The following is a 25,346-nucleotide window of genomic DNA, read 5'->3' on the forward strand; positions in this document are numbered from 1 at the left end:
GCCTCGCCGGGCCGGCACGCTTTCCTCCCTCCTTGCGCCTCTTTGAGGAAGAAGGGTTACCTGCCGATGAGCACCATCACCAGCCGTAACTCCAGCCTGACCGACGCCGTCAAAGTCTGGACCCCGGTCGACGCCAGCGAGTTGTACGACGTTGCTCGTTGGGGCAAGGGCTACTTTTCGGTTGGCGACCACGGCAATTTGCTGGTCCATCCCACCAAGGAACCCGGGCGGCAGATCGACCTCAAGCAACTCATCGACGATCTGCAACTGCGCGGCATCGAGTTGCCGATCCTCATTCGCTTCGTCGACATCCTCAAGCACCGGCTGGGAGAGATTCACGACGCCTTCGCCTCGGCCATTTCGCAACATGGCTACGGCGGCAATTACTTCTGCGTCTATCCCATCAAGGTCAATCAGCAGCGCCAAGTGGTGGAAGAAGTCCTGGAGTTTGGCCGGCCCTATCAGTTCGGGCTCGAGGCCGGCTCCAAGCCAGAGCTCTTGGCGGTGGTGGCAATCGCCTCCAACGAAACGCCGATCATTTGCAACGGCTTCAAAGACGCCGAATTCATCGAGATGGCGATGCTCGCCCACAAGATGGGGCGCAAGATCATCCCGGTGGTCGAAAAGTTCACGGAGCTGCAGCTCATCCTCGACTACGCCAAAAAGGTAGGCGTGCGCCCCACCATCGGCGTCCGCGTCAAGCTCGCCGCCCGCGGCTCGGGACGCTGGCAATCATCTGGCGGGTACCGCTCCAAGTTCGGGCTAACCGTCACCGAGGTGTTAGAGGCCCTCTCGCTGCTCAAGTCGCTGGGCATGGAAGATTGCCTGCAGCTCTTGCACTTCCACCTAGGCAGCCAGGTGCCGAACATCCGCTACATCAAAGAGGCGCTGGTTGAGGCCGCTCGCGTCTACACCGAACTGGCCAAGGCGGGCGCCGGCATGAAGTACCTCGATGTCGGCGGCGGGCTGGGCATCGATTACGACGGCTCGCAAACCAACTTCGAATCGAGCGTCAACTACACGCTGGAGGAATACGCCAACGACGTTGTCTACCACGTGCAAAGCATCTGCGATGAGGCGGGCGTGCCCCATCCCACCATCGTCTCCGAAAGCGGCCGCGCCGTCGTCGCCTATCACACCGTGCTGGTGTTCAATGTCCTCGGCGTGGTCGCCCTGGGCGAGGAAGACACGCCACAAGAGTTGCCGTCCGACGTCGAGAAGCCCGTCGCCGACCTGCTCGACACCTACAAGAACATCACCGTCCGCAACGCGCTCGAATCGTATCACGACGCGCAGCAAGCGCTCGACATGAGCATGAACATGTTCACCAGCGGCTATATGCCGCTCGAGCAGCGCTGCGTCGCCGAGCGTTTCTTTTGGGCCATCTGCCGCAAGTTGCAGCGACTCGTCCGCCAGCTCGACTACGTACCCGAAGAACTGCAGGGCCTCGACCTGTTGCTCTCCGACACCTACTTCTGCAACTTCTCGCTTTTTCAATCGATACCTGATAGCTGGGCGATCAAACAATTGTTTCCTGTGATGCCGATTCACCGGCTCAACGAGCGCCCCTCGCGGCATGCCGTGCTGGGCGACATCACCTGCGACTCCGACGGCAAGATCGACCAGTTCATCGACCTGCGCGACGTGAAGCGCACCTTGCCGCTGCACAACTTCAACGGCGATCCGTACTATCTCGCGGTGTTCCTCGTCGGCGCCTACCAGGAAATTCTGGGCGACCTGCACAACCTGTTTGGCGACACCAACGCGGTGCATGTCAGCGTCGACGCCAATAGCAGCGTCGTGCTCGAAGCGGTTATCAAGGGGGACACGGTCCGCGAGGTGCTGGAATACGTTGAGTTCGACCCCAACCACCTGGTCCGTAGCCTCCGCACCGATGTCGAGCGCGCCGTGCGCGAGGGACGCCTCGACTACCAGCAGGCCGGCCAACTTTGGCGCTTTTACGAAGACGGTCTCGGCGGCTACACCTATCTGGAAGAACCGCACGACCACTAGCCGCCACGCGGCGCATTGGCGAGGGGATTTGCCATGTCCTCCCCCACGTTTCTCAAAGTTATCCCGATTCTGCGCATCTTCGACGTGGCCAAGGCCCGCGAGTTCTACGTCGACTATTTCGGCTGCACGGTCGACTGGGAGCACCGCTTCGACGACAACGCGCCGCTCTACATGCAAGTGTCGCGGGCAGGTTTGGTGCTGCATCTTAGCGAGCATTATGGCGACGGCTCACCCGGCGCCACGGTGTATGTCGAGATGCGCGGCGCTGCGGAACTGCACCAGGAGCTAAGCGCCAAACAGTACCGCTACCTGCGACCCGGCCTCGGCTGCGAGGAAGACGGCGGCAAATGTCTGGAACTGCTCGACCCGTTCGGCAACCGCCTCCGGCTCAGCGAACCCGCCGCGTAGCCCAGCCGGCTCAACCCGCCCAGCGAACTTCGTTCACTAACTCCTCGCCGCGCTCAAACGCCGTGATGTTCGCCAGCGTCACTTCGCCGATTCGCGTCAACGCCTCGCGCGTAAAAAACGCCTGGTGCCCGGTAATCAACACATTGGGAAACGTGAGCAGTCGGGCGAACACGTCGTCGCGCAAGATCTGCTCCGATTGATCCTCGAAGAACAAGTCTTCTTCCTCTTCGTACACGTCCAGCCCCAGATAGCCAATCCGTTGGCTCTTCAATCCTTCAATCACTGCTGGCGTGTCGACTAGCGCGCCTCGACTGGTGTTGATCAACATCACCCCCGGTCGCATTCGCGCGATCGCCTCGTCGCCAATCAAATGGCGCGTTGCCGGCAAGAGTGGGCAGTGCAACGAGATGATCTCCGCCTCTTGCAGCAACCGATCGAGCGGCACATAGTCGCCCATCGCCGCCAGTTCAGGATTCCGCGTCACGTCGTTCAGCAATATGCGGCATCCCATACCGTGCAAAATTCGGGCGACGCACTCGCCAATCTTGCCGGTCCCCACGATGCCCACGGCGCGTCCGTGCATGTCAAAGCCGAGCAACCCCTCGAGAGAAAAGTTCCCCTCGCGCACCCGAGAATAGGCCCGATGGAATTTACGATTCAAGGCCAGCATCAGCCCCACCGTATGCTCTGCCACCGCATACGGCGAATAAGCTGGCACCCGCGCGACGCGCACTGCATGCCGCGCGGCCGCCGCCAGATCGACGTGATTGAAGCCCGCGGAGCGCAACGCCAACAGTCGCGTGCCGCCGGCGGCCAACTCTGCGACAACCTCGGCTACGGCGCGATCGTTGACAAAGACGCACGCCGCCGGAAAACCGCTCGCCAGCCGCGCCGTGCCACTAGTCAAGCGCGGCTCCATGAACGTCAACTCGTGGCCATGCGACTCGTTCGCGCGCGACAAATATTCGCGGTCGTAAGATTTCGCGCTGAATACCGCGACTCGCACGATTGATGGCTCGCGTGAAATTGTGCCGTATCGATTGACGTCTAATCTATCCCGCCGCCTTGCTCCGACAAGCGAACTCGTCCACCACGGCGAGCATCTCGCGCTCATAGCGCGGCCCGCAAAAACGCTCCGCGCTGGCGCGCGCTAGCTCCGCGCAGCAATACTCCGGCGTTTGCTCCAGTCGCAACATTGCCGCCGCCAGCGCGTCGCTCGATTGCTCCTCGAAAAACATCCCCGAACCAGGCGCCGCCCCATCGGACGCCAGCACTGTTTCGGTCGCGCCGCCGGCGCCGTATGCGATCACCGGCGCGCCGCAAGCCTGTGCCTCCACCGGCACAATGCCAAAATCCTCCTCCCCCGGAAACAACAGCGCCCGGCACCGCCGCATCCGCTCGCGAATCACCTCATTCGACTGCCAGCCCAAAAACTCGATCGTCGGCCCGGCCAGCGCCTCCAATCGCGCCCGCTCTGGTCCGCGACCAATGATGACCAACCGGCGTCGCAACCGGTTCGCCGCCGCGATGGCCAGTTCGGTGCGCTTGTACGGGACCAGCGCCGACACGCAAAGATAAAAGTCCTCGCGCGCCGCGCGATTTGGCGTATAAAAATCGGTGTCCACGGGCGGAAAAATGACACGGCTTGTCCGGCCGTAGCAGCGCTCAATTCGCCTTGCGATCGTCTGGCTGCAAGCCACAAACTCGGTTACCCGCGCGCTGGTGCGTCGATCCCAAGCCGCCAACAAGTCCAAAGCTGCGTTGCGCGCGGCAGCCACCGATCCGCGCACGCGCGCGGTCAGCGCCCCGTCGCCACTGGTCGGCGAACCAGCAAAATACTGTTCGCGAGTCTCCCAGGCGTAACGCATCGGCGTGAAGCAATAACACACATGCGGCACACCCTCCGGCACACGCACGTTCTTGGCCACTGCATGACTGAAGCTCAGCACCAGGTCGCAATCGGCGCCGGCGGAAAGCGATTCGGCCGCCAGCGGCAACAGCGGCAGCAACTTGCGATAGCCACGCGTCGCGCCCGGTATGCGCTGTAAAAAGCTCGCCCGTATCGCCATCCGTTCGATAGCCGGCGACGTGCTATTTGGCTCGTGTAGCAGGGTCAACAATTGCGCCCCGGGAAATTGCCGGCACAACGGCTCCAGGCACTTTTCCCCGCCGCGCATCCCCGTCAGCCAGTCGTGCGCTAGCACCAGCTTCAATTCGGCCATTTCCTTGACCACTCGGTCCATTCGCCACCATCCGTTGGGCGGATAGAATCATGCCGTCACGTGCGCTGGTATCGTCCCACGCGCGACAAACTTTGGTCAAGACGCATTCACCGCTGGCACGGCATGCAACCACCACTGCGCGGCGTCATCTTCGATCTTGATGGCACGCTCGTCGACTCCGGCCTCGACTTCGACGCCATGCGCCGCGAGATGGGCATCGAACCGGGCCACACCATCCTCGAAGCCTTGGCCGAGATCAGCGAACCTCGGCTCAGCCATTGCTTGGCCATTGTCGATCGGCACGAACGAGCCGGCGCCCAGCGGGCAACCCTCTTCGACGGCGCGCGCGAACTGCTCGCCGCCATCGAGGCGCTCGGCCTCCCGTGGGGCATTCTCACCCGCAACAGCCGCCAGGTGACGCGCCTCACCCTGTCACGCTTGGACATCGACAGTCAGCACGTCATCGCCCGCGAGGATGCCGCCGCCAAGCCCGACTCCGCGGGGGTTTGGGCGCTCTGCGCCAAGTGGCGACTCTCGCCGCCCCAGGTCGTGGTGATTGGCGACTACAAATACGATCTTCTGGCGGCTCGCGGCGCCGGCGCTCGCGGCGTGTTGTTCACCCAAGGCCGCCCACTCGAAGATTTTCCCTTCGCCGACCTGGCCGATTTTGTCGTCCATTCTCTGGCCGAAGCGCAACTCCTCATCGCCCGACTTGTCGCGCCGGTCGATCCTTCGTCGCACTGACCTTGACGCTAGTCGCATGGCTTGCGACCCTCCCCGACCACCCGTCATCAACGCGCCGCTCACGACGGGCGGCCAGACGGCGGCGCCATGCATTTTCCAAACATCTCCCGTGCGCGACAGCTACGATCCAACCTGGACTGATGCGAGCCTCCCTCTGCCGCCGGCGCAGCACCTGCCCGCCGGCATGGCCACCGCGGTCTTGCAAGCGCTGCGCCGCAGCCGGCTCTGCCGTGGCATCGACGCGCGGCAACTGGAACAAGTTGCCGACGGCGCCACCTACACCACCTTCAACGCCGGACAAACCATCTGCCATCAAGGCGATTCCGGCGTCTGCTTGTACGTCGTCGCCGGCGGCCGTGTGCAGCTTAGCGTGCAGCGCAAAGGCGCCTTTCGCATGCTCAACTATGTCGGCAAGGGCGATCATTTCGGAGAACTGGCGCTGCTCACCGATGGCCGCTACAGCGCCACCGCCACCGCCATGGTCGACACGCAACTAGTGACCATCGACCGCCCGCACTTTCAACACCTGCTCACTACCGCCCCCCTGTTCGCGGCCAACATCAGCCGTTCGCTCGGCTTTCAACTGCGTTGGGAAACCTCAGGCCGAACGCACCATTATCGGCCCAAGCTGGTCGCCATCGCGCATTCGACTTTGCAAACCCAACGGCTACTGCGTCCCTTGGCCGAGGCTCTGGCGCGCCGCGATGAGTCGGTCGTGGTCCTTACCGATCGACCACATGGTCCGGTCGCCGATGGCGACTACGCCATCGAACGCATCAACCCCGAACTGGCAGGCGACGATCGGCTCCGGCACCTGCGCGCCCGCGTCGTGCGACTTTCGGAATCCAACGACCGCGTGATTCTCGATCTCCGCCAGCAGGTCGATTTGACGCTCGTCGAGATACTGGCCGACTGCGAAGTCATCTATTGGCTCTGCGAGCCCAATCACGTCGATACGTCCGCCGAGACGCTCCGCGCCCTGCTCACGCACGATGCCGCCTTCGCCGCCCGAGTCCATTGGGTCTGGGCGCTCGGCGCCGGCGAGCGTTTCGCCCCGTTGATCCCCAGCGATCTCAAGCTCGCCGATCCAGACTTCAAGGTCGCTGTCGGCACAAGCGCTGTCGGCAGCGCCCGTCTGCAGCAAGGCATTGCCCGCATTGTGCGCAATCTCTCTGGCATCAAGCTGGGCTTGGCGCTGAGCGGCGGCGGCGCGCGCGGGCTGGCTCATCTGGGCGTGCTGGCCGCTTTTGATGAGGCGGGCATCGATTTCGACCTCCTGGCCGGAACCTCTAGCGGCGCCTTGATGGCGGCAAGCTACGCGGCGGGATTCACCCCAACCGACGCCTTGCGACACTTCACCGAGGATCTCAAGCCGCATTGGTTTTGGCGTCATATTCCGCGCGGCGGCCAGTGGTATCTCTGGACAATGTTCCACATGGGCGCCTGGGACAGCATGCTCCGCCGCTACATGGGCGACCACTGCCTGGAACAATTACAATTGCCCCTCTCGATCGTCACCGTCGATCTGGTGTCGGGCAGCGAAGTGGTGCGCGATCGCGGCGACATCGTCAACGCCGTCCGCGAAAGCATTAACATCCCGCTCGTCTCCAAGCCAATCCTCCGCGACGGTATGGCCCTGGTCGATGGCGGCGTGCTCAACAACCTACCGGGCGACGTATTGGTGCGGCGCGGCGCCAATCTGGTGGTCGGCGTCGATGTCATGGCCCGGCTCTCCAGGTCATTCGCCGGCAACACCCCCGATACTCCCACCGAGCAAATGCGGCTGTCGGGACCGCTCGACTGCCTGCTCCGCGTCAACGAGGTTCAAGACAAGGGAATTTCCGCCCTGCGCAGCAGCAATCTCGATCTGGTGATCGCCCCCGACGCCGCCGAGTTCCCTTTCTCCGACTTCACTCGCGGCGCCGAATTGGCGCAGCGCGGCGCTGCCGCTGCCCGAGAGGCCATTCCGCAGCTCAAGCAACTCCTGGCCGAAGTGGATTCCGACTGAGCCGCCAACCCGCTGCGCCACTTGAGCGTGGCGCCCCCGCCGGTTAAACCAAGGGCCTTGGTCAACGCGGCTTTCTGGGGCCTTGAGGTGAGTACGATGAGACAATTGCGCCGACGCGCACCGCTCGTGTTGCTGCTGTCAATAACGTTGGTCCACTCCATGACCTCGACTCGTGCCGCCGATCCTCAGCCCAGCTACCAAGACGACGTACGACTGCTCGCGCAGCATACAAATGTGCTGGAATTCGACGATGGCAATGGGGCCCACGTCGCCGTTTGTCCCCAGTGGCAAGGGCGCGTGATGACCTCCACCTGCGACGGCCCGCTAGGCGCCAGTTTTGGTTGGATCAACCGCGACTTCATCGCCGCCGGCAAGTCCTCCAAGGAGTTCAACAACTACGGTGGCGAGGACCGTTTTTGGATCTCTCCCGAGGCAGGACAGTTCGGTTTCTTCTTCGCACCCGGCGCCGAACAAATCGTCACTAACGCGATCACTCCCCCCGGCCTCAACGAAGGGGCGTTTGAAGTAGCCCAGGAGTTCGGCAGCCCCGCCGAACTCGGCTCAAGAACTTTCCGCCGCGATGGCGTGCAACTCACCAAGCGGATCAACCTGACTAACTACTCAAAAACGAATTTCCAACTCGACATCGTTCGCAACTTCAGGTTGCTTGGCGCGACGCAATTCGCCGAACTTTGCGGTATCGACCGCGCCATGCTAATTGGTTCTGGCGCGCCGCATCTGGTTGGCTTTGCCACCGAGAACGCCGTAATCAATCGTGGTCCCGCCATGAAACGAGAAACAGGGCTGCTCTCCATCTGGTCGCTGGGACAATTCAAGCCCGGTCGGCACACCGTCATTATCGCTCCATTTCAATCCGGAGATGGCGCCTCCGCCGTAACTTCCGACTACTTCGGCCCCGTGCCCGACGCTCGACTCAAGATCGTCGACGGCGCCGTTTACTTCCTCGGCGATGGAAAATTCCGAGCCAAATTTGGCATCGCGGCCCGCCGCGCCAAACCCATCGCCGGCTCGTTCGACTTCGACAACAATGTGCTGACCATCGTCTCCTATACCTTGCCGGCCGATGCGGCGCGGCGCATGTACATCAACAACCTCTGGCAACTGCCGCTCGACAAGCCATATCAGGGCGACGCGTTCAACAGCTACAACGATGGCCCCGCTGCGCCCGGCGCCGAAACGCTCGGCGGCTTCTACGAGCTGGAAACCCTGTCCCCCACCTTGGAACTGGCCACCGGCGAAACTCTGACCCACACGCACCGCACCTTCCATCTGCAAGGCGATTTCCAGCCGTTGGCCGCGATCGCCAGGTCCGCGCTCGGCGTCGATCTCAATCAAGTCCGAAACACGATGTTTCCCAAGTAACCATTACGCCGCATGACTGATTTTGTCATTCAGCAAGAACTGCCATCGCCACAAGAGTACAACCGGCTGCGCGAGGCCGTCGGCTGGAAACCGTTTGCCATCACGCAATGCGAGATCGGCCTGCGCGCCTCGCTCTATTGCGTTTGCGCTCGGCATGACCACGAACTGGCGGGCATGGGTCGCATCGTGGGAGATGGCGCTCTCTGCTTTTATCTGCAAGACATCATCGTCTCGCCGCGATTTCAGCGGCGCGGTCTCGGCACGGCGCTGGTCGAGCGGTTGATGGAGCACCTGCGCGACAACGCCCCCACCGACGCCTATGTGCGGCTTTTCGCGGCCAAGGATGTCGCGCCCTTTTATGAGCGTTTTGGCTTTGCCATTCGCCCCACCGATAGCCCCGCGATGCAAATGCCCCGCTAGCAGACCAGCAGGGTAGACCGCATCGATTTTACTTCGCCTGCTACACGCCCGCCTGCGCCGTCCAGTCGCTCCATTTTGAGCCTCCCGCGCCCATCGCTTACAATCGCTCCGGGCAAGCTCCTCATCGAAACCACTGATCGACATACAACATGCGATTCACAATTTGCTTACTGATGCTCTCGCTGGCCGTACTGGCGCCATCGTCGCTTTTGGCTGGCAATTGGCCGCAATTGCGCGGCCCGCACGGCAATGGAACCGCCGAGGCCAAGAATCTCCCCACCGAGCTCAACCCCGAAAAAACGCTCCGCTGGAAAGTCGCGCTCCCTGGTCATAGCGCGGCCACGCCCGCTATTTGGGGCGACCGTATCTTTTTGATGGCGCCCGATGGCGGAGACATCTATCTCCTCGAGCTCGACGCCAACGGCAAAGAGCAGTGGCGTCGCCAACTGGGCGGCGGCAATCAAAAACTCGGCTGGAACGGCAAGAACAACCTGACGACTCCCAGCCCTGCCACCGACGGCCAGCACGTCTGGGCGCTCGCCGGTTCTGGCGATCTATGGTGCTTCGATTTCGCCGGCAAGGAGGTGTGGCACAAAAATCTGTTCGAGGAGTTTGGCGCCTACGAGACCGGCTTTGGCGTCGGTTTCAGCCCGCTGCTCTATCAAGGCGCCCTGTACATTCCCTTTCTGCATCAGAAAGAAAGCTTCATCCTGGCGCTCGACGCCAAGTCCGGCGACCTGAAATGGAAGTCGCCGCGCGTCACCGACGCCGAGGAAGAATCAAAAGACGCCTACTCCACCGCCTGTGTCGTGGAGTATCCCGACCGTGCCGAGATCGTCATCTGCGGCGCCGATCTGGCCAACGCCTACGATGCGCAAACCGGCAAGGAGGTCTGGCGCCACGGAGACATCAATCCCAAGGACAACAAGACGCTGCGGATCGTCGTCTCGCCGGTCACCGATGGCCAGCGGATTGTCGTCTCAAGCGCCAAGGGAGGGCCGGTGCATGCCATCGCCGCCGGCGCCAAAGGCGACGTGACCAGTGGCAAGCCGCATCTCTGGACCTGCAACAAAGACACGCCAGACGTTCCCACGCCCGCCATGCACGACGGCTTGGTGTATATGCTCCGCGAAACCGGCGTGATGACCGTGCTCGACGCCACCACCGGCGAGCCCGCCTACCATGAGCGCGTCGCCAGCCGCGCCGGAGCTTTCAGCCCCTCCCCCGTCGTGGCCGATGGCAAGGTCTATCTGGCCAGCGAGGGAGGGGCTGTGGTCGTCCTGGCGGCCGGTCGCGAGTTCAAGAAACTCGGCGAGAACGAACTTGGCGAGCTCATCATGGCCACCCCGGTCGTCGCCGGCGATGCGGTATACATTCGTGGCGAAAAACACCTCTACTGCTTTGCGAATCCCTAATGGCCTCGGCCCGTCACATCTTGGCACGCGGCGCCCGCTGGCTGGCAGTGGCAGGAATGTTGACGCTCACTGGCCCGCTTCCCACAGCGGCGCAACAACTCGTCCGCGTGGCGCCAGGTGTGGCCGCCCAACTCGAACGGTTTCGCATCCGCGTCGAGGATGGCCGCATCGTCGCCTCCAACGACGTGCCCGGCGGCCGCACCACCTTTGCTGCCCGTAGCCTCGGCCGAGACGAAAAGCTCTCCATCGACCTCACTGGGATTTATCCGGAACTCGAATACACCGTCGTCACTCGCAAGTCACGAGTCAACATCATTCTGGCCGCCGGCGCGCAAGTCCGCGCCACTGCTCATCCACAAGGCTCAAAAAGCTCTGTCGTGCCGCTGGAATTTGTGCAACAGCCGGGCGAGCCTGTTCGGCTCACCCTCGGCGCGGACGGCGAGCAACAAACCTGGCAGGCCTCCACACTTTGGCACCTGCTCTTGGCGGAGCCCAAGCGATGCGAGGATCACCTGCTACCAGTGTTCCACGTCGTGCGGCCCGATTGGAACTTGTCTCAACAGGCCAACGAGATTCAGCGCAAGCTGCTCGAATTTGCAGGCTCGTATACGCCACCCAATTTCGACCAGGTCGCGCGGCTCGTCGCGCAGCTTGCCGACGAGAACTTTGGCCGGCGCGAACAAGCCGAGGACGGTCTCCGCGAATCTCCCGCGACGCTGATTGCTTATCTACAAACGATTGATCAGCGAACGCTCGACGCCGAACAGCGGTTTCGACTGCGCCGCATCGTTGGCGCCGCCGAACGGGCGAGGCAGGAAGACATTCCATTAGTCGTCGCGCAGCGCTTCGTTGCCGACCGGGCGGCCTGGCTGGCGCTGCTCTCGCGAAGCGACGAGTCGCTGCGTCACCGCGCGGCCGACCATCTAGCAGTGCTGCTTGGGCGCCCGCTCGATTTCGATCCGCGGGCCAGTGTTGACGAGCGCTCGGCCGCGCTGGATGTGCTCCGCGCTGAGCTTTTGCCCAGAGCGACAAGCAGCGATTGACGCCTCTTACGGATCGCACGTCACTCTCTGACCAGCGCCATATCCCTTTCTACTGCTCCATGCCGCGGTAGCGCCCCCAAAGTCGACTCCCCGTACATGGCCCATCCGCAATCGCACAAATTTCTGTAAGATAGGCGATTGACCTCCATCACCCCGATACGCTCCCCTCCATGCTCCATCTCAACGTCTGGCTCAGCGTCACCGATCCCGCCAACGTGGCGCAGGTCCGCCAACTATTGACCGAGGCGGCGCAATCCTCTCGTCAAGAGCCGGGCTGCGCCCGCTTCGAGGTCTACCAATCGAAGAACGACGCCACGCGCTTTCTACTCAACGAACATTGGGAGTCGCAGGCCGCGCTTGACCAGCATCGCAAGGCGCACGCCTACACGCAGATCTACCAGCCGCGCATCTTGCCGCTGGTCACGCGCGAAGGGCATCCCTGCGATTTGCTGTAGTCGCGCCGGTAGCTTGCGATTTCGCGATCGGCGTTGACGCTAAAACACGCAGACTCTTATACTTGCGTGCGCTGTTGGCCACGGCGCGCTCCGGCGCGCCGGGTCGTTTTCCGTTTCCGCCAGAGTGCGGGCGCGTTCATTCCAGCAGGAAGGTCTTTCTCATGTCGACTACCGCTAGCGGAATCCACGACGACATCACTCAATGCATCGGCAATACCCCGCTGGTCCGGTTTCGACGCATCGCCGAAGGCTGTGTCGCCACGGTGGTCGGCAAGATGGAGAACATGAACCCGCTCTGGAGCGTCAAGGATCGTATCGCCCGAGCCATGATCGACGCCGCCGAGCGTGACGGCCACATCAAAAAAGACACGGTGATTATCGAGCCCACCAGTGGCAACACCGGCATCGGCCTGGCCTATGTTTGCGCCGCCCGCGGCTACAAACTGGTGGTCACCATGCCCGAGAGCATGAGCCTCGAGCGCCGCCGCATGCTCAAGGCGCTCGGCGCCGACCTGGTACTCACCCCGGCCGCCGAAGGTATGCCCGGCGCCATGCGCAAGGCCGATGAATTGCTCCGCGAAAATCGCAACTACTTCATGCCGCAGCAGTTCAAGAATCCGGCCAACCCCGAGGTTCACCGCAAGACCACCGCCGAAGAAATCTGGCGCGACACCGACGGCCAGGTCGACATCGTCATTTCCGGGGTCGGCACGGGCGGCACCATCACCGGAGTCGGCGAGGTGCTCAAAAAGCGCAAACCATCGGTGCAAATGGTCGCCGTCGAGCCCACCAATAGCCCCGTGATTCTGCAAACCAAGCGCGGCGAGCCGCTCAAGCCCGGCCGACACACCATTCAGGGGCTCGGCGCCGGCTTTATTCCCGATGTGCTGAATCTCGATATCGTCGACGACGTCGTGCTGGTGCAGGACGAAGACGCCATGGAAACCTCCCGCCAGCTCGCCAAGCTCGAAGGACTCATGTGCGGCATCAGTTGCGGCGCCGCCGCCTGGGCAGCCATCGAGGTCGCCAAGCGCAAGGAGAACAAAGGCAAGCTGGTCGTCACCATCCTCCCCGACCTGGGAGAACGCTACCTCTCGACCAAGCTTTTCCCGGAATGATCTGGTAAAGCCGCTAGTCCATTCGGCATCGCAATGGGTCGCTGGGAATTCGGAACGCCATTCCGAAAACTCCGAAAACCCCCGCTCACTATTGGCGACTAGCCTCGTATTGCAAGTAATTGGCAGACCGTCACTTATGCGCCATTCGCATAGTCGGAACCGGTAGTCGGAAATCGGAGTTATCGGAGTTTACCCCCCCTGTTTTTGCGATTTCAGCGCAATTCAATTCCGCTCGGAGTGGCTCCCTCCACACAATCACTGGCCACCCAAGTTTTGCACCACCAAACAAACTCTATTGCTTTTTGAGCCACGTTTCGATTAATATACCTATGTTCACTAATTGACTGGTTGCGAATCGGCGCCTGCGCTCCTACGATGATCCCGCATCGAGTTTTTCCGCTTGGTGCGCCCAATTGAAAATCCTTCGAGAGCCATCACCATGATCTTTCGCACCTTGCCGTTTTGTGCCGCGCTGCTCGGCCTGGCCCTCCTCTCCACAAGCGCCGTGGCCAAGGACGTTCCGCCAGACGGCTTTGTCCCGCTCTTCAACGGCAAGGATCTCTCCGGTTGGAAGGGACTCGTCAAAGACCCGCCGGCCCGGGCCAAGATGTCGGCCGACGAACTAGCCAAGGCGCAACAAGCGGCCGACGAGCGGATGCGTGCCCACTGGAAGGTAGTCGGCGACATGCTCGAGTTCGATGGTCATGGCGACGCCCTCTGCACCGCCAAGGACTACGGCGACTTTGAACTGCTGGTCGATTGGAAAATCGAGCCAGGCGGGGATAGCGGCATCTATCTCCGTGGCGCGCCGCAAGTGCAAATCTGGGACAAAGATAGCGGTGTCGGCAAAGGCATCGGATCGGGCGGTCTCTACAACAACGAGAAGCACCCATCCAAGCCGACCGCCGTCGCCGACAAACCGGCGGGCGAGTGGAACACCTTCAAGATCCGCATGGTTGGCGACAAGGTGACCGTTTACCTCAACGATCAGCAAGTCGTCGACGAGGTGCCGCTGGAAAACTACTGGGAGCGCGGTAAGCCGATCTATCCCACCGGACAGATCGAACTGCAAAACCACGGCTCCACGCTCTGGTTCAAGAACATTTACATCAAGGAGCTGAAGTAGTCGCCACAGACTACTTCTGGCCGGCCTTCTCCAGCACGCTGGCGATCGTCACCGGTTTGCCCCCTTGGCGCTTGCTTTCGTCAGCAGCCTCCATGAAGGCAAAAATCTCAATCGTCTCGTCCGCGCTCACGGGCGGATTGCCGGTCTTAAAGAACTTCACAATCTCCGCCACCAGCGGTTCGTAGCCGGCGTAACTGCCAGTGGGCGCGATCTTCTTGCTGCCGAATACCACACCGCCGTAGTCGGCCGCGCCGTCGCGCAAGCCGCGGTAACTGCCGATGCGGCCACCCTTCCAAACGCCCGTCACCACGTCGGCGCCGTCGGCGTGGGTGCGCACTACGCTCTCGCAACCGGTCCCCATGATGGTGAACAACATCTCCACGCCATGCACGCCATACCAAAACAGGTCGGGATGGTGCGGCTCCAAATGACAGGGGCTATACACCGCGCAGCCCAGCACGTCTCCCACCTCTTCGTTATCGCGCATACCAAGGATGCCCGGGCTGAAACGTAGCGAACTACTCGAAAAGCAAGGAACCTTATGCTCCGCGGCAAGACGAAAAATGGCGATCACGTCGGCCAGTGAACCCGCCGCTGGCTTATCGATAAACAGCGGCTTGCCCGCCTGAATCACCGGTTCGGCCTGCTTCAGATGCGGTCGGCCATCGACACTTTCCAACAGCACCACGTCGACCAGCTTCAGTAACTGGTCGATCGAGTCGACGATCTGTACGCCCATTTCCTTCATCTCGCGCGTGTATCCTTCCACGCGCGTATGGCTCGATTCCACATCCTGGCTACCGCCCGGATACGCCGCCACCACGCGCACGCCGGCAAATTCGGGCGTTTGCTCGTCGCGGTTCAACACCTTGGTGAACGCGATCACGTGCGAGGTGTCGAGCCCGATAATGCCCGCCCTCAGCGGCTTGGCTTCGTCTCCTCGCGCGACAACCGACATCGGGAAAAAGCCCAGCGCCCAAAGCGCCGCCAAGACCAGGGACCAGCACTGCGTTGTATCGTTTGCCATGAAAGCGCCTTGAACCAGGTTTCATCGATCGCGCGCCGCGCCGGCGCCAGTCAAGAAGTTACCGCACCGCCAGTGCCAATCAAGCGGCAATACCATCAGCGGGGTCAAACACAATTACCAGTGAACGTGCAATTGCGGCAGCGCCTGCTTAAGCTGCTCCACCCCAGCGTCGGTCACCTGGGTGCGCTCCAGGTACAACGACTCCAGGTTCTCCAGCGCGGCCAGGCGCGCCAAGCCGGCGTCGGTTACCTGGGCGTCGCGCAGAATCAAGAACCGCAATTGCCGCAGCGACGCTAAATGAGCAAGCCCTGCGTCGGTGATATGCGGCGAGCCCAACCGCAAGAGTTCCAGTCGCCGCAGCCTCCGCAAATGCGACAGCGCCGCGTCGTGCACCTCACTAGAGCCAAGATTCAGCGTCTGCAAATCGGTGAAGTCGCACAGCTTTTCAAAACCTTTGTCGGTGATTCCGCTGGTGCCGATGATTACGCTTTCCAGATTCGTGAGGCCGTGCAGGTAGCCAACCCCCACATCGGTCAAATGCCCCTGGCTCAACTTGATCGAACGTAGGTTGCGCAGCCCCGCCAGCCCGCGCACGTCTTCGTCGCTCACTACCCGCTCGTTCACCTCGATGTCTTCTAACAATCCAGAGCGAACATCGGCGATCTGCGACACCAGCGACGGCTCGGCGCCGAGCAGCGTCTTGGCTGGGTCAGTTGCCGCCCCACAGCCTGCCAGGGCCAATAGGCACATGCCCAGCAACACAACCGTCGTACTGTGCGGAGGATCCAAACTATTCATGGAGCGCGAAAAGGATCAGGTTAATGGCAATCTTGGCCGCGTCCTCGCGGACATACCCCTGGCAATCAAGCGACTCATGTCGTTCCAGGGCGCAGCTCAAATCATACGGCGAGAACAGCACGCCGTAACCCGTCCCAACCACGATTCCCTCGATCGCCGGCGGAACTTCGCGTACCTGCGCCTCCATCCGCTCGCCGCCACCCCGCTGCGGATCGCGCCGCTTGACCGAGCGAATGTCGAAGCCTCCAAAGCGATCGGTGAACATCGCGTGATCGCCCGGCACCGCCTCCAGCTTCTTGCCGCTGAAAATCGCCGTCATCTCCTGCCGAAACGATTCCGTAAACTGCGGGCTGGCGCAAATGCTGTCGGCCAAGAGCACTCCGCCACGTTCCACGTATTGCTTCAAACGCTCTCGTTCCGCAGCGCCAAGCTGAAAGCTGTTGCGGCCGTGCATATAGACGATCGGATACTGAAAAATCTTGTCGTCGGCCAGCGAGACGTTCTTTCGATCGGTGCTGACGCGCAGCCCCGTCTCGCGGTGCAAAGCGTCCTGCAAGTTGATTAGGGCCCGTGGCGCCGAGTCCCACCCCCCCGTGTGTCGCAATTTGGCGACGTGCAACTTGGCTCGCTCGAACTTGTCTTCCTCCGCCTCGCCATTCACAACCGCCGGAATTTCGTACTTGTATTTCACTTCGCGATTGGTGGCGTATGCCAACACGTTGATGCCAATCGCCAAGCCGCCCAGCACTTGCTGCCGCGCCGATTCGTCGAGCTTCTGATTCGACACCGGCCGCGCGACCTCCCACAAACAGCTAATGTCGTCCGGACTGTAGACCACGCTGGTTCGGCAGCCCACATTCACTCCATACAAAGGATGCAATTCATTCGCCTTGATTGGCTGCTCGGCGTGCCACACCGGGTGGTCGGGCGGCAGCAACTTCAACTCATAGTCAGCCTCCGGAAAGATCTTTTTCACCAATTCGCGAAAACCAGCGTCAAAGTCTCCTTCGGCGCAGCAGGCAATGGCAAACAAGAACCCGCCTTGATCGATGTACGACCGCAAATTCTTGATCTCCGCGTCGGTGAAACTTGGCGCCTCGCTCCCGACCAATATCAGCACTGGCGATTGCAGCAGGTCGTCAACCGTGGCTGCTGATGGCTCAATGACTTGCCAGGACAACTCGCGTTCCCAGCGTGCCTCGACATAGCTGGTCAGGTTGGCCGCATCGCGGCGGTGGCGTTGCCAATCATCGCCATTGTGGCGCAGCTTGCTCAGCAATATCGGCCGCCGCCCCTTGGCCATAAACAACAGCGCCAAGCTGGTGCCGATATGCGGATTGTTCTCGCCGTGCCCTGCGCCTACCCAAAAGCCCGACAGCTTGTCTTGTTGGCGAACCAACATATCCGCCCCTTCTCGGTACCAGTCGTGTTCGCCAATGAATCGCTGCGCGGTCATCCGCCCCACGCGCTCCACGCCATACAGGTAATAGAACAACCAGGCGTCGCCACGCCCCGGATTGGTATGGACCGAAAAGCTGTCTCCCAGCCAAGCCAAGGCTCGCTCGATGGTCTGGTTGTTGTCCTGTTTGCCACAGCACTGAATCCTGCCACGTTCAAGCCGCGCGTCTCCTTCGGACAATTGCGATTCGGCCATCACCACGCAGGCGATTCCGGCGCACGTCATGCTGCCGGTCCCTGGTTGACCTGGCTGATAGCCCCACGAGCCATTGGCGTTTTGAGTCTGTTCCCAATAATTGAGGGCCATCTCCCAGGTCGATGCGCTCACGGGCACACCTGCCCGCGCCGCTTCGAACAACGCCAGCATCGCGAACTGCGTGTTCGAGTTGTCCCCCCCCGCGCGCGGATACGACCAGGAGCCACGATTGCCCCCCTGCTTGATCTGGATTGTTTCCAGCCATTGGGCATTGCGCAAGATGAGCGCGGCGTCGCGCTTGGGATACGCGGCGCAGAACACCATGGTCTGCAGCGATGTAGCGTACGTCCATTTCGGAGGCAATGGCCGCAGCGACTCGACCGCCTTTTCAATGACCGGGTCGTCCGGACTAACCCCCGCGTTGAGCAACGCCAAAGTCACCAGCGAAGTTACACCCCCTTCGTTCGCGGCGAAATCGGGCCAGGTGCCGTCGGCCGCCTGTTCGCGTTTCAGATAGGACACAGCGCGATCAATCGCCTCGCGCGCTTGCTGCGGATCAATCTCGCCCCGCACCGTTCCCCATGCGCCAAACACCAATCCAAGCACCAAGGCAACGCGCAGCCGCAGGCAGCTTCTGGCCAGGTATGCGGTACGCATGAATAACCCATCCTCTCATCACAACCGGTCCATGGCTGGCCCAATGCGCTCGTTGCTGGGCAGCGCTGTCACCGATACAATTGCATTGACGCCGCGCACCGCGTTTCCGTCAAGGCGAATCGCTGTTTCCTGCCGACGGATTTCAACAATCCGGGCAGTTTTTGTCGCGTCCGGCCTCCGGACAACTCATCCTGTGTGCCAATAAGCAAGGAAACCTCTTGGCCACCAAGCCGCGCAGCCTCGGCGACGTTCTACAGGAATTCAGCTATCACCGTCGCCTCATGCAGGAAGAACTGCACAAGGTGATCGTGGGGCAAGACGACGTGCTGGAGCAGATCTTTGCCGCCATCTTCACCCGCGGACACTGTCTATTGGTTGGGGTGCCCGGGCTGGCCAAGACCTTGATGGTGAGCACCCTTGCCAGAATCCTAGACATCAATTTCAAGCGAATCCAGTTCACCCCCGACCTGATGCCTTCCGACATCACCGGCACCAATGTGCTGGAAGAAGACGATCAGGGTCGCCGCAATTTTCGCTTTGTCGAAGGACCGATTTTCACCAATATCCTGCTGGCCGACGAAATCAACCGCACGCCCCCCAAGACTCAGGCGGCGTTGCTCCAGGCCATGCAAGAACGCGAGGTGACGGTCGGCAAAACGACCTACGCGTTACCGGAGCCTTTCTTCACCATCGCCACCCAAAACCCGATCGAACAAGAAGGCACCTATCCGCTGCCCGAGGCCCAGCTCGACCGCTTTATGTTCAACGTCAAGGTCGACTACCCCACCGCCGACGAGGAAGAACGCATTCTGGCCGCCACGACCCGTAGCGAAAAGCCAGAAGTTCGCAAAGTTTTGTCGGGCCGAGCCATCTTGAACCTGCAAAAGCTTGTCGGCTCGGTGGCCGTCAGCGAGTACATCGTGAAATACGCCGCCCGGCTCGTCAGAGCGACCCGCCCGGCCGACCCCTCGGCCCCGCAGTTTGTCAAAGAACTGGTCGATTGGGGGGCCGGCCCGCGAGCTGGACAGTTTTTAATTCAAGGTGGCAAGGCCATCGCCGCCATGGATGGCCGCTTTTCCGTGGCGATCGACGATGTCCGCAAAATCGCCGTCCCCGTGCTGCGGCACCGCATCAGCACCAATTTTCAGGCCCAAGCCCAAGGCATGACTCCCGATTCGGTTGTCCAGCGGCTGGTGCAGGAGGTTCCGGCGCCGGAAATCACCAAGTTCGAGCGGTAACCGCTCCCCCGCCGGCCCCGTCCGCCGAACAATAGGAGAGCGAAACGTCGACTGGTTCGGGTCTTTTCCATGACCACCGCTGAACAATACCTGCGACCCGAGGTCATCCGCCAGATTGCGCGCCTCGATCTGCGCGCTCAGTTCATCGTCAAAGGCTTCTTGCAAGGCCTGCACGCCAGCCCCTTCCATGGCTTTTCGGTCGAATTCAGCGAACACCGCAAATACGCCGCCGGAGACGATCCCAAAGACATCGATTGGCTCGTTTACGCCAAGACCGACAAGTACTACGTCAAGAAATTCGAGGCCGAAACCAACATCAGCGGCTATCTGGTGATGGACCTCAGCCGTTCGATGGGCTACACGTACCGGCAGGAACTCACCAAGTTCGAGTATTCGATCTGTCTAGCCGCGGCGCTCTGCTACTTGATGATCCACCAGCAAGATCCGGTGGGACTCATCGCCTTTGACGAAGAACTGCGGCACAGCCTCAAACCCGCGTCCAAACGCGCCCAACTCGGCAACATCCTGTCGCTCTTGTCGCAGTTGCAACCCACCGGCTCGACCAATGTCGCACACAGCCTGACTCAGGTTGCCGCCATGTTGCGCCACCGCAGCCTGGTGATGATCTTTAGCGATCTATTGGCCGACCCCGAACCGATCTTTGGCGCGCTGCGACAATTGCGGCATCGCGGGCACGACGTCATCTTATTCCATGTGCTGGACGAAGCGGAGGTGCATTTTCCGTTTGACGGACTGGTGGAATTGGAAGAACCGGAATCGCACGACAAGGTTTGCATCGACGCTACCGGTTTCAAGCACGACTATCTGGCCGAGGTCGATGCGTTCCGCCAGCAGTATAAGCAGGAATGTTTTCAGCGCGGCATCGACTATGTGCCGCTCGATACCAGCATGCAGTTCGATCGCGCGCTGACAGAGTATCTTGTCAACCGGAAGTCGAGGGGCTGAGCTATGGATTTCCTCCATCCAGCCTTGCTCGGCGGCGCTGCGCTGGCGGCCGTGCCGCTGGTGCTTCATCTGTTGATGCGACAAAAGCCCAAACGCATCGAATTCCCGGCGCTGCGTTTCATTCGACTGCGAAAAGAGGCAAACCAGCGGCGCATGCGCATACAGCACTGGCTGTTATTGGCCCTGCGAATCGCGGCAATCTGCCTGTTGGCGCTCGCGCTCGCGCGCCCCACGATGCGCGCCGCTGGGCCGGTAGGCGGCGTGCAAGGTCCGATCGCCGCGGCGCTTGTCTTCGACACCGCCCCGCGCATGGGCTATCGCAGCGAGAACCAAACCCGTCTTGAGGTCGCTCAGCAAGTCGCCGCAGAGGTCTTGGCCGATGTGCCAAACGAGAGCCAAATTGCGATCGTCGATAGTCGCGGCCAGCCCGCGGCATTTCAGGTCGACCTGGGCGCCGCGCGGCAACGTGTCGTGCGGCTCGATCTGACGCCTGCGCCGCACAGTATCGTGACTGGCGTGACAGAATCGCTGCGACTGCTCGGAGAGTCGCAATTGCCGCGCAAAGAAATCTACGTCTTTAGCGACCTGGCTGCCGCCGGCTGGCACGAAGACACGCGCGGCGCGTTGGCGAAAAAATTGGCCGCGCGGCGCGATGTGGCGGTCTACATCGTCGATGTTGGAGTGGCCAAACCGAACAATGTGGCGCTGGGCGAACTGCGTTTGTCGTCGCAAGTTGCCTCGCAGAATGGCGGCGTGACCATTACCACCGATGTCCTCGAGCGCGGCCCTGCCGACAGCCGGACGCTGTCCCTGGAGTTAGTCAATGCCGATGGAAAGTCTCAAAAGCGCAGCGAGATCACCGTCGACCTTGTTGAGGGGCAAGCCCAGCGCGCGGAGTTTACGCTTGCCGGTTTGGCGCCAGGCACGCACCAAGGCCAAGTGAGAATTCAAGGTAGCGACGGCCTGCCTGCCGACGACACTCGCTATTTTTCGCTGGAAGTTCAACCAGCTTGGAAGGTGCTGATTGCCGCGAGCAAGCCAGCGGCGCTGCACGGTGGCTACCTCAGCGAGGCATTGGCTCCCGAGAGGTTCCGCAAGCTCGGACTGGCCCGCTTTCAATGTCGGCTTGTCGACACCAGTGAATTAGAAGGCCTGGAACTTGCCGACTACGCCGCGGTGTTCGTGCTGGACCCGCCGGCGCTGCCGGTCGGAGTTTGGCAACGCCTGACCGACTACGCGCAGACTGGGGGTGGAGTGGCCTTGTTCCTTGGCGAAAATGCGCAACCCATCGACGCGTTCCAACAGAACGCCGCTACGCTGTTGCCAGGTAAGTTGGGCCCCATGGCGACCGGGCCGACACACCTTTCGCTCCATGGCTCCGATCACCCGGCGCTGGCCGCATTCAAACCCCTGCGCGATCAAATCCCTTGGGACGCGTTTCCTATCTATCACTATTGGAAATGGTTGGAGTTGGCTGAAGGCGCCATGCCGCTCGCTAAGTACGCCAATCAGGATTTGGCGCTAATTGAGCGCCCGTTTGGCCGTGGACGCATCGTAGCGCTGAACACGTCGATCAGCGATCGTCCGGACAAAAAGCCCACGCCTTGGAGCCGCCTGCTCACAGGATTGCGCCCCTGGCCCTTCTTTATGCTCTCGAACGAATTGGCTCTTTATCTGGCAGGAGCCGGCGACAGCCAACTGAATTTCATCGCCGGCCAGCCAGTTCGCATTCATCTGCGTTCCGAACAACACGTCTCTAATTATCTGCTTTCCACGCCGACCGGTGAACAGATCCGAGGCGCCGCGCCCGCCGCCGAACAGGCCATCGTCCTCTCCGCGACGGAATCGCCTGGTCAATATCGGATTCGCGCCGGTGGCGACGACGGGCTCGATCTGGGATTCAGCGTCAATCTTGCCGCCAACGCCACTTCGCTCGATCGCGTGGATCCTAACGAGCTAAAGCAGATTTTCGGCGATCACGATTTCCAGCTCGCGCGCGGCGCGGCTGATATGCAACGCGCGGTCGCCAGCGGCCGCATTGGCCGAGAGCTCTATCCTTGGCTGATCGTGCTGGTCGCCTTTTGCCTGGGCGCCGAGCAAGTGGCCGCCAACCGCTTCTACCGAAAGGAGTAGCAAGCGGCGTGCAAATCTTCTTTTATCCTGTTGGCGGATATGGGCTGGTGGCGGCGCTGGCGGCCTTGCTGGTCGGATTGCTGATCGCTGCTCCGCTAAGTTCCAAGGCCACTGGCCGACGACGAAAAACGCTGCTCGCTTTGCGCGTCGGCACGCTAATCCTGCTTGTGCTTGCGCTGCTGCGGCCAACAATCGTCTATACCACCACAAAGCGCCAGGCCAGCACATTGGTGGTGTTGGTCGATCGCTCTCGCAGCATGCAGGTCGCCGACGTCTTCGGAAATCAAACACGCTGGCAAGCGATGCAGTTGCTGCTTGGCAAATCGGCCCCCGCTTTGACCCGCTTGCAGCAGGATTTTGAGGTCAAGTTCTACACGTTCGACACCAGCGCCCGCCCGGTCGCCATCGATAACGGCAAACTCGACCTGGGGGCCAAGGCAGATGGGTCAGAAAGCGCAATCGGCGCCGCGCTGGCCGAGGTGCTCAAACGCGAGGCCGGCAAGCGGTTAGCGGGGATCGTTCTTCTCAGCGATGGGGCGCAACGCGCGCTAACGCCTAACGATCTGGCTCCGCAGATTCCCGCGCGCCAACTCGCCGACTTGGGATTTCCGTTGCACACCGTCGCGTTTGGGCAAGCCCGCAGCCAAGCGTCGGCCCGCGATGTCGCGCTCACTGGCTTGCAAACTCCGGCGGATGTTTTTGTGAAGAACGAATTGGCCATTACTGCCTCGGCCAAGACACATGGCTTCGCGAATCAAAAAGTGCCGATCGAGATGCTCTTTGAAACGGCGCCCGGCAAGATGACCACAGTCGCCAAACGCGAAATTATTGCTCAGGCCGACGGTCAGCCACTGCCAATCGAGCTGACGTATTTGCCGCAAACACCGGGCGACTACAAGGTCACGGTGCGGGCTCAGCCTCCCTCGGGCGACGCAGCTCCTGCCAACAACGAACTGTCGACCTTCGTCACAGTTCGTAAAGGTGGAGTCAACGTGCTGTACCTGGAAGGCGCGCATCCCGTGGAAGCCAAGTTCTTGCGCCGCGCGCTACAAGCCTTCCCTGATCTGCGGATCGACTATTTGTGGCTCGATGCCCAGTCCAAGGACACTCGGCCGTCCGATCTGGCCAGTCGTTTCGAGCCGGGGAAATACGATGTCTATATTCTCGGCGATTTGGATTCTTCCATCTTCGAAGCGCCCGAACTGGCCCGGCTCGCCGAAACGGTGCGTGCCGGCGCGGGGTTGATTATGCTCGGCGGATTGCACAGTTTTGGCCCAGGTGGATATCAGAAGACCCCCCTGGCGGAGGTGCTGCCCATTCAAATGAGCAACCTGGAACGTCAGAACTTTGGTGAAGATGTGGCGGTCGACTTGCACCTGCCGGGACCAATGAAGATGCGGCCCACGGCTGAGGGGGAGGCGTCGCGACTGTTATTGCTCGGCCAGCGAGAAGAAAACCATGCTCTATGGGCCAAACTGCCGCCGCTGGATGGCGCCAACCGGTTTCGTGGATTGAGCCCGCTGGCCAATGTCCTGGCGGAATCCGTTGATGCTAGCCGAGCGCCGCTCCTGGTCGCTCAAACGCCGGGCAATGGCCGTGTTCTGGCCTTTGCTGGCGACTCCACCTGGCACTGGGCAATGGCGGGCTTTGAGGATCAGCATCAAAGATTCTGGCGACAACTCATATTGTGGCTCGCCAAAAAGGAGCAGCAAGACGGCAGTGTCTGGGTTCAACTCGCCCAGCGACGATTTCAAAGAGGGGCGCGCGTCGAGTTTGAGGCCGGCGTACTAGCCAAAGATAGTGAACCGACTACCGACGCGCAACTTAACGCCGAATTGACGCTGCCCGACGGCGCCAAGCGCCAAGTACGACTAGTGCGGCAAGGCGAGAAATATATCGGCAGCTTCTACGAAACCGATCTGGCGGGAGATTATACCCTGACAGTGCAGGCCCAACGTGGCGCGAAGAACCTGGGGACCGCCAGCGTGCGGTTCTTAGTCTATGAGCAAGACTTGGAATTGGAGAATCCGGCGGCCGATCCGTCCCTATTAGCCAGCCTGGCCGCAATGACCGATGGACGTGCTATGGTGCCCGACGAGCTATTCGACTTTTTCGAACGGCTTGGCGCCGATCGGCCGGATGCTGAGGTGGAAGTCCTTGCTAAACATACTCCGTGGGACACTTGGCCTTACTTTCTCGGCCTTGTTGGCCTGCTGTGCGTTGAGTGGTGGCTTCGCAAGCGATGGGGTTTGGTTTAGTGACCAATTTTATTGTCAATGAGATTGTGAAAAATTTCCCAGACAACTATTGACTTCGGTTTTTCCGCAGCAAAAATAGGAAGTCCGCAGACCAAACACACCTTGTCCGCGCTCAGCACCCGTCTGTTCCACGCCGGAAACCCCTCCTCCGGCCGGACGTCCTACCTAGGAACAGGCGTGCTTCAGCACTCAGGCGACCATGGCTGGTAACGCCCAGAGGCTGAGCGTGCGCGCTTGCGACAGCAACAAAATACAGATTG

General features: G+C 61.2%; 20 protein-coding genes. 15 read left to right on the forward strand and 5 right to left on the reverse strand.

The genetic code is table 11. The features are described 5' to 3' along the window. Nucleotides 1-66: 66 nt before the first annotated feature. Both speA and K1X71_15130 read left to right on the forward strand, forming a co-directional pair. The gene (speA, locus tag K1X71_15125) at nucleotides 67-2,013 is read left to right on the forward strand and encodes a biosynthetic arginine decarboxylase (GenBank protein ID MBX7074477.1); all 1,947 of its coding nucleotides are present in this window, start codon (nucleotides 67-69) and stop codon (nucleotides 2,011-2,013) included. Between the two features lie 33 nt (nucleotides 2,014-2,046). Continuing rightward, nucleotides 2,047-2,421, forward strand: coding sequence for a VOC family protein (locus tag K1X71_15130; GenBank protein ID MBX7074478.1), 375 nt, complete (start codon nucleotides 2,047-2,049; stop codon nucleotides 2,419-2,421). Nucleotides 2,422-2,431: 10 nt separating this feature from the next. On the opposite strand, the gene K1X71_15135 is transcribed toward K1X71_15130, so the two are convergent. Both K1X71_15135 and K1X71_15140 read right to left on the reverse strand, forming a co-directional pair. Further along, on the reverse strand, nucleotides 2,432-3,427 hold the full coding sequence (locus K1X71_15135) for a 2-hydroxyacid dehydrogenase (GenBank protein MBX7074479.1): 996 nt from the start codon (nucleotides 3,425-3,427) through the stop codon (nucleotides 2,432-2,434). Nucleotides 3,428-3,473: 46 nt separating this feature from the next. Beyond that, entirely contained in the window at nucleotides 3,474-4,664 is a 1,191-nt protein-coding gene (locus K1X71_15140) for a glycosyltransferase (protein MBX7074480.1), read from the reverse strand. 102 nt (nucleotides 4,665-4,766) lie between these two features. Between K1X71_15140 and K1X71_15145 the strand changes: the two genes are divergently transcribed. The 9 genes from K1X71_15145 to K1X71_15185 all read left to right on the forward strand — a co-directional run bounded on the left by K1X71_15145 (nucleotide 4,767) and on the right by K1X71_15185 (nucleotide 14,355). Next, on the forward strand, nucleotides 4,767-5,387 hold the full coding sequence (locus tag K1X71_15145; protein ID MBX7074481.1) for an HAD family hydrolase: 621 nt from the start codon (nucleotides 4,767-4,769) through the stop codon (nucleotides 5,385-5,387). A 16-nt stretch (nucleotides 5,388-5,403) separates the two neighbouring features. Next, nucleotides 5,404-7,395 (forward strand): patatin-like phospholipase family protein, encoded by a 1,992-nt coding sequence (locus K1X71_15150; protein MBX7074482.1) that lies wholly within the window; start codon nucleotides 5,404-5,406, stop codon nucleotides 7,393-7,395. A 159-nt stretch (nucleotides 7,396-7,554) separates the two neighbouring features. Further along, nucleotides 7,555-8,778, forward strand: a complete 1,224-nt coding sequence (locus tag K1X71_15155; GenBank protein MBX7074483.1) for a hypothetical protein — start codon at nucleotides 7,555-7,557, stop codon at nucleotides 8,776-8,778. Nucleotides 8,779-8,790: 12 nt separating this feature from the next. After that, the gene (locus K1X71_15160; GenBank protein MBX7074484.1) at nucleotides 8,791-9,198 is read left to right on the forward strand and encodes a GNAT family N-acetyltransferase; all 408 of its coding nucleotides are present in this window, start codon (nucleotides 8,791-8,793) and stop codon (nucleotides 9,196-9,198) included. A 149-nt stretch (nucleotides 9,199-9,347) separates the two neighbouring features. Continuing rightward, the gene (locus K1X71_15165; protein MBX7074485.1) at nucleotides 9,348-10,613 is read left to right on the forward strand and encodes a PQQ-binding-like beta-propeller repeat protein; all 1,266 of its coding nucleotides are present in this window, start codon (nucleotides 9,348-9,350) and stop codon (nucleotides 10,611-10,613) included. Beyond that, nucleotides 10,613-11,656 (forward strand): hypothetical protein, encoded by a 1,044-nt coding sequence (locus tag K1X71_15170; GenBank protein MBX7074486.1) that lies wholly within the window; start codon nucleotides 10,613-10,615, stop codon nucleotides 11,654-11,656. Before K1X71_15165 ends, K1X71_15170 begins: the two co-directional genes overlap by 1 nt. Nucleotides 11,657-11,826: 170 nt before the next feature. Next, a complete protein-coding gene (locus K1X71_15175; protein ID MBX7074487.1) occupies nucleotides 11,827-12,111 on the forward strand; it encodes an antibiotic biosynthesis monooxygenase in 285 nt (94 codons plus the stop codon). A 161-nt stretch (nucleotides 12,112-12,272) separates the two neighbouring features. Next, nucleotides 12,273-13,229 carry a cysteine synthase A gene (gene cysK, locus K1X71_15180; GenBank protein MBX7074488.1) on the forward strand — a complete coding sequence of 319 codons (957 nt, stop codon included), beginning with the start codon at nucleotides 12,273-12,275 and terminating at the stop codon, nucleotides 13,227-13,229. Between the two features lie 439 nt (nucleotides 13,230-13,668). Then, a complete protein-coding gene (locus tag K1X71_15185; protein ID MBX7074489.1) occupies nucleotides 13,669-14,355 on the forward strand; it encodes a DUF1080 domain-containing protein in 687 nt (228 codons plus the stop codon). 10 nt (nucleotides 14,356-14,365) lie between these two features. Here K1X71_15185 and K1X71_15190 read toward each other — a convergent pair whose 3' ends face one another. The 3 genes from K1X71_15190 to K1X71_15200 all read right to left on the reverse strand — a co-directional run bounded on the left by K1X71_15190 (nucleotide 14,366) and on the right by K1X71_15200 (nucleotide 18,491). Then, complete coding sequence (locus K1X71_15190; GenBank protein MBX7074490.1) at nucleotides 14,366-15,313, reverse strand: Gfo/Idh/MocA family oxidoreductase; 948 nt, start codon at nucleotides 15,311-15,313, stop codon at nucleotides 14,366-14,368. A 183-nt stretch (nucleotides 15,314-15,496) separates the two neighbouring features. Continuing rightward, nucleotides 15,497-16,180 (reverse strand): hypothetical protein, encoded by a 684-nt coding sequence (locus K1X71_15195; protein MBX7074491.1) that lies wholly within the window; start codon nucleotides 16,178-16,180, stop codon nucleotides 15,497-15,499. Beyond that, nucleotides 16,173-18,491 carry a DUF4159 domain-containing protein gene (locus K1X71_15200; GenBank protein ID MBX7074492.1) on the reverse strand — a complete coding sequence of 773 codons (2,319 nt, stop codon included), beginning with the start codon at nucleotides 18,489-18,491 and terminating at the stop codon, nucleotides 16,173-16,175. The genes K1X71_15195 and K1X71_15200 overlap by 8 nt, the downstream gene beginning before the upstream one ends. A 281-nt stretch (nucleotides 18,492-18,772) precedes the next feature. Between K1X71_15200 and K1X71_15205 the strand changes: the two genes are divergently transcribed. The 4 genes from K1X71_15205 to K1X71_15220 all read left to right on the forward strand — a co-directional run bounded on the left by K1X71_15205 (nucleotide 18,773) and on the right by K1X71_15220 (nucleotide 25,086). Further along, complete coding sequence (locus tag K1X71_15205; GenBank protein ID MBX7074493.1) at nucleotides 18,773-19,729, forward strand: MoxR family ATPase; 957 nt, start codon at nucleotides 18,773-18,775, stop codon at nucleotides 19,727-19,729. Nucleotides 19,730-19,798: 69 nt separating this feature from the next. After that, nucleotides 19,799-20,695: a DUF58 domain-containing protein gene (locus K1X71_15210; GenBank protein ID MBX7074494.1), complete on the forward strand. Its 897-nt coding sequence runs from the start codon at nucleotides 19,799-19,801 to the stop codon at nucleotides 20,693-20,695. Nucleotides 20,696-20,698: 3 nt separating this feature from the next. Beyond that, a complete protein-coding gene (locus K1X71_15215) occupies nucleotides 20,699-22,828 on the forward strand; it encodes a BatA domain-containing protein (protein MBX7074495.1) in 2,130 nt (709 codons plus the stop codon). Between the two features lie 8 nt (nucleotides 22,829-22,836). Continuing rightward, nucleotides 22,837-25,086 carry a hypothetical protein gene (locus K1X71_15220; protein MBX7074496.1) on the forward strand — a complete coding sequence of 750 codons (2,250 nt, stop codon included), beginning with the start codon at nucleotides 22,837-22,839 and terminating at the stop codon, nucleotides 25,084-25,086. Nucleotides 25,087-25,346 lie beyond the last annotated feature (260 nt).

This window comes from Pirellulales bacterium (assembly GCA_019694455.1).
Taxonomy (GTDB): domain Bacteria; phylum Planctomycetota; class Planctomycetia; order Pirellulales; family JAEUIK01; genus JAIBBY01.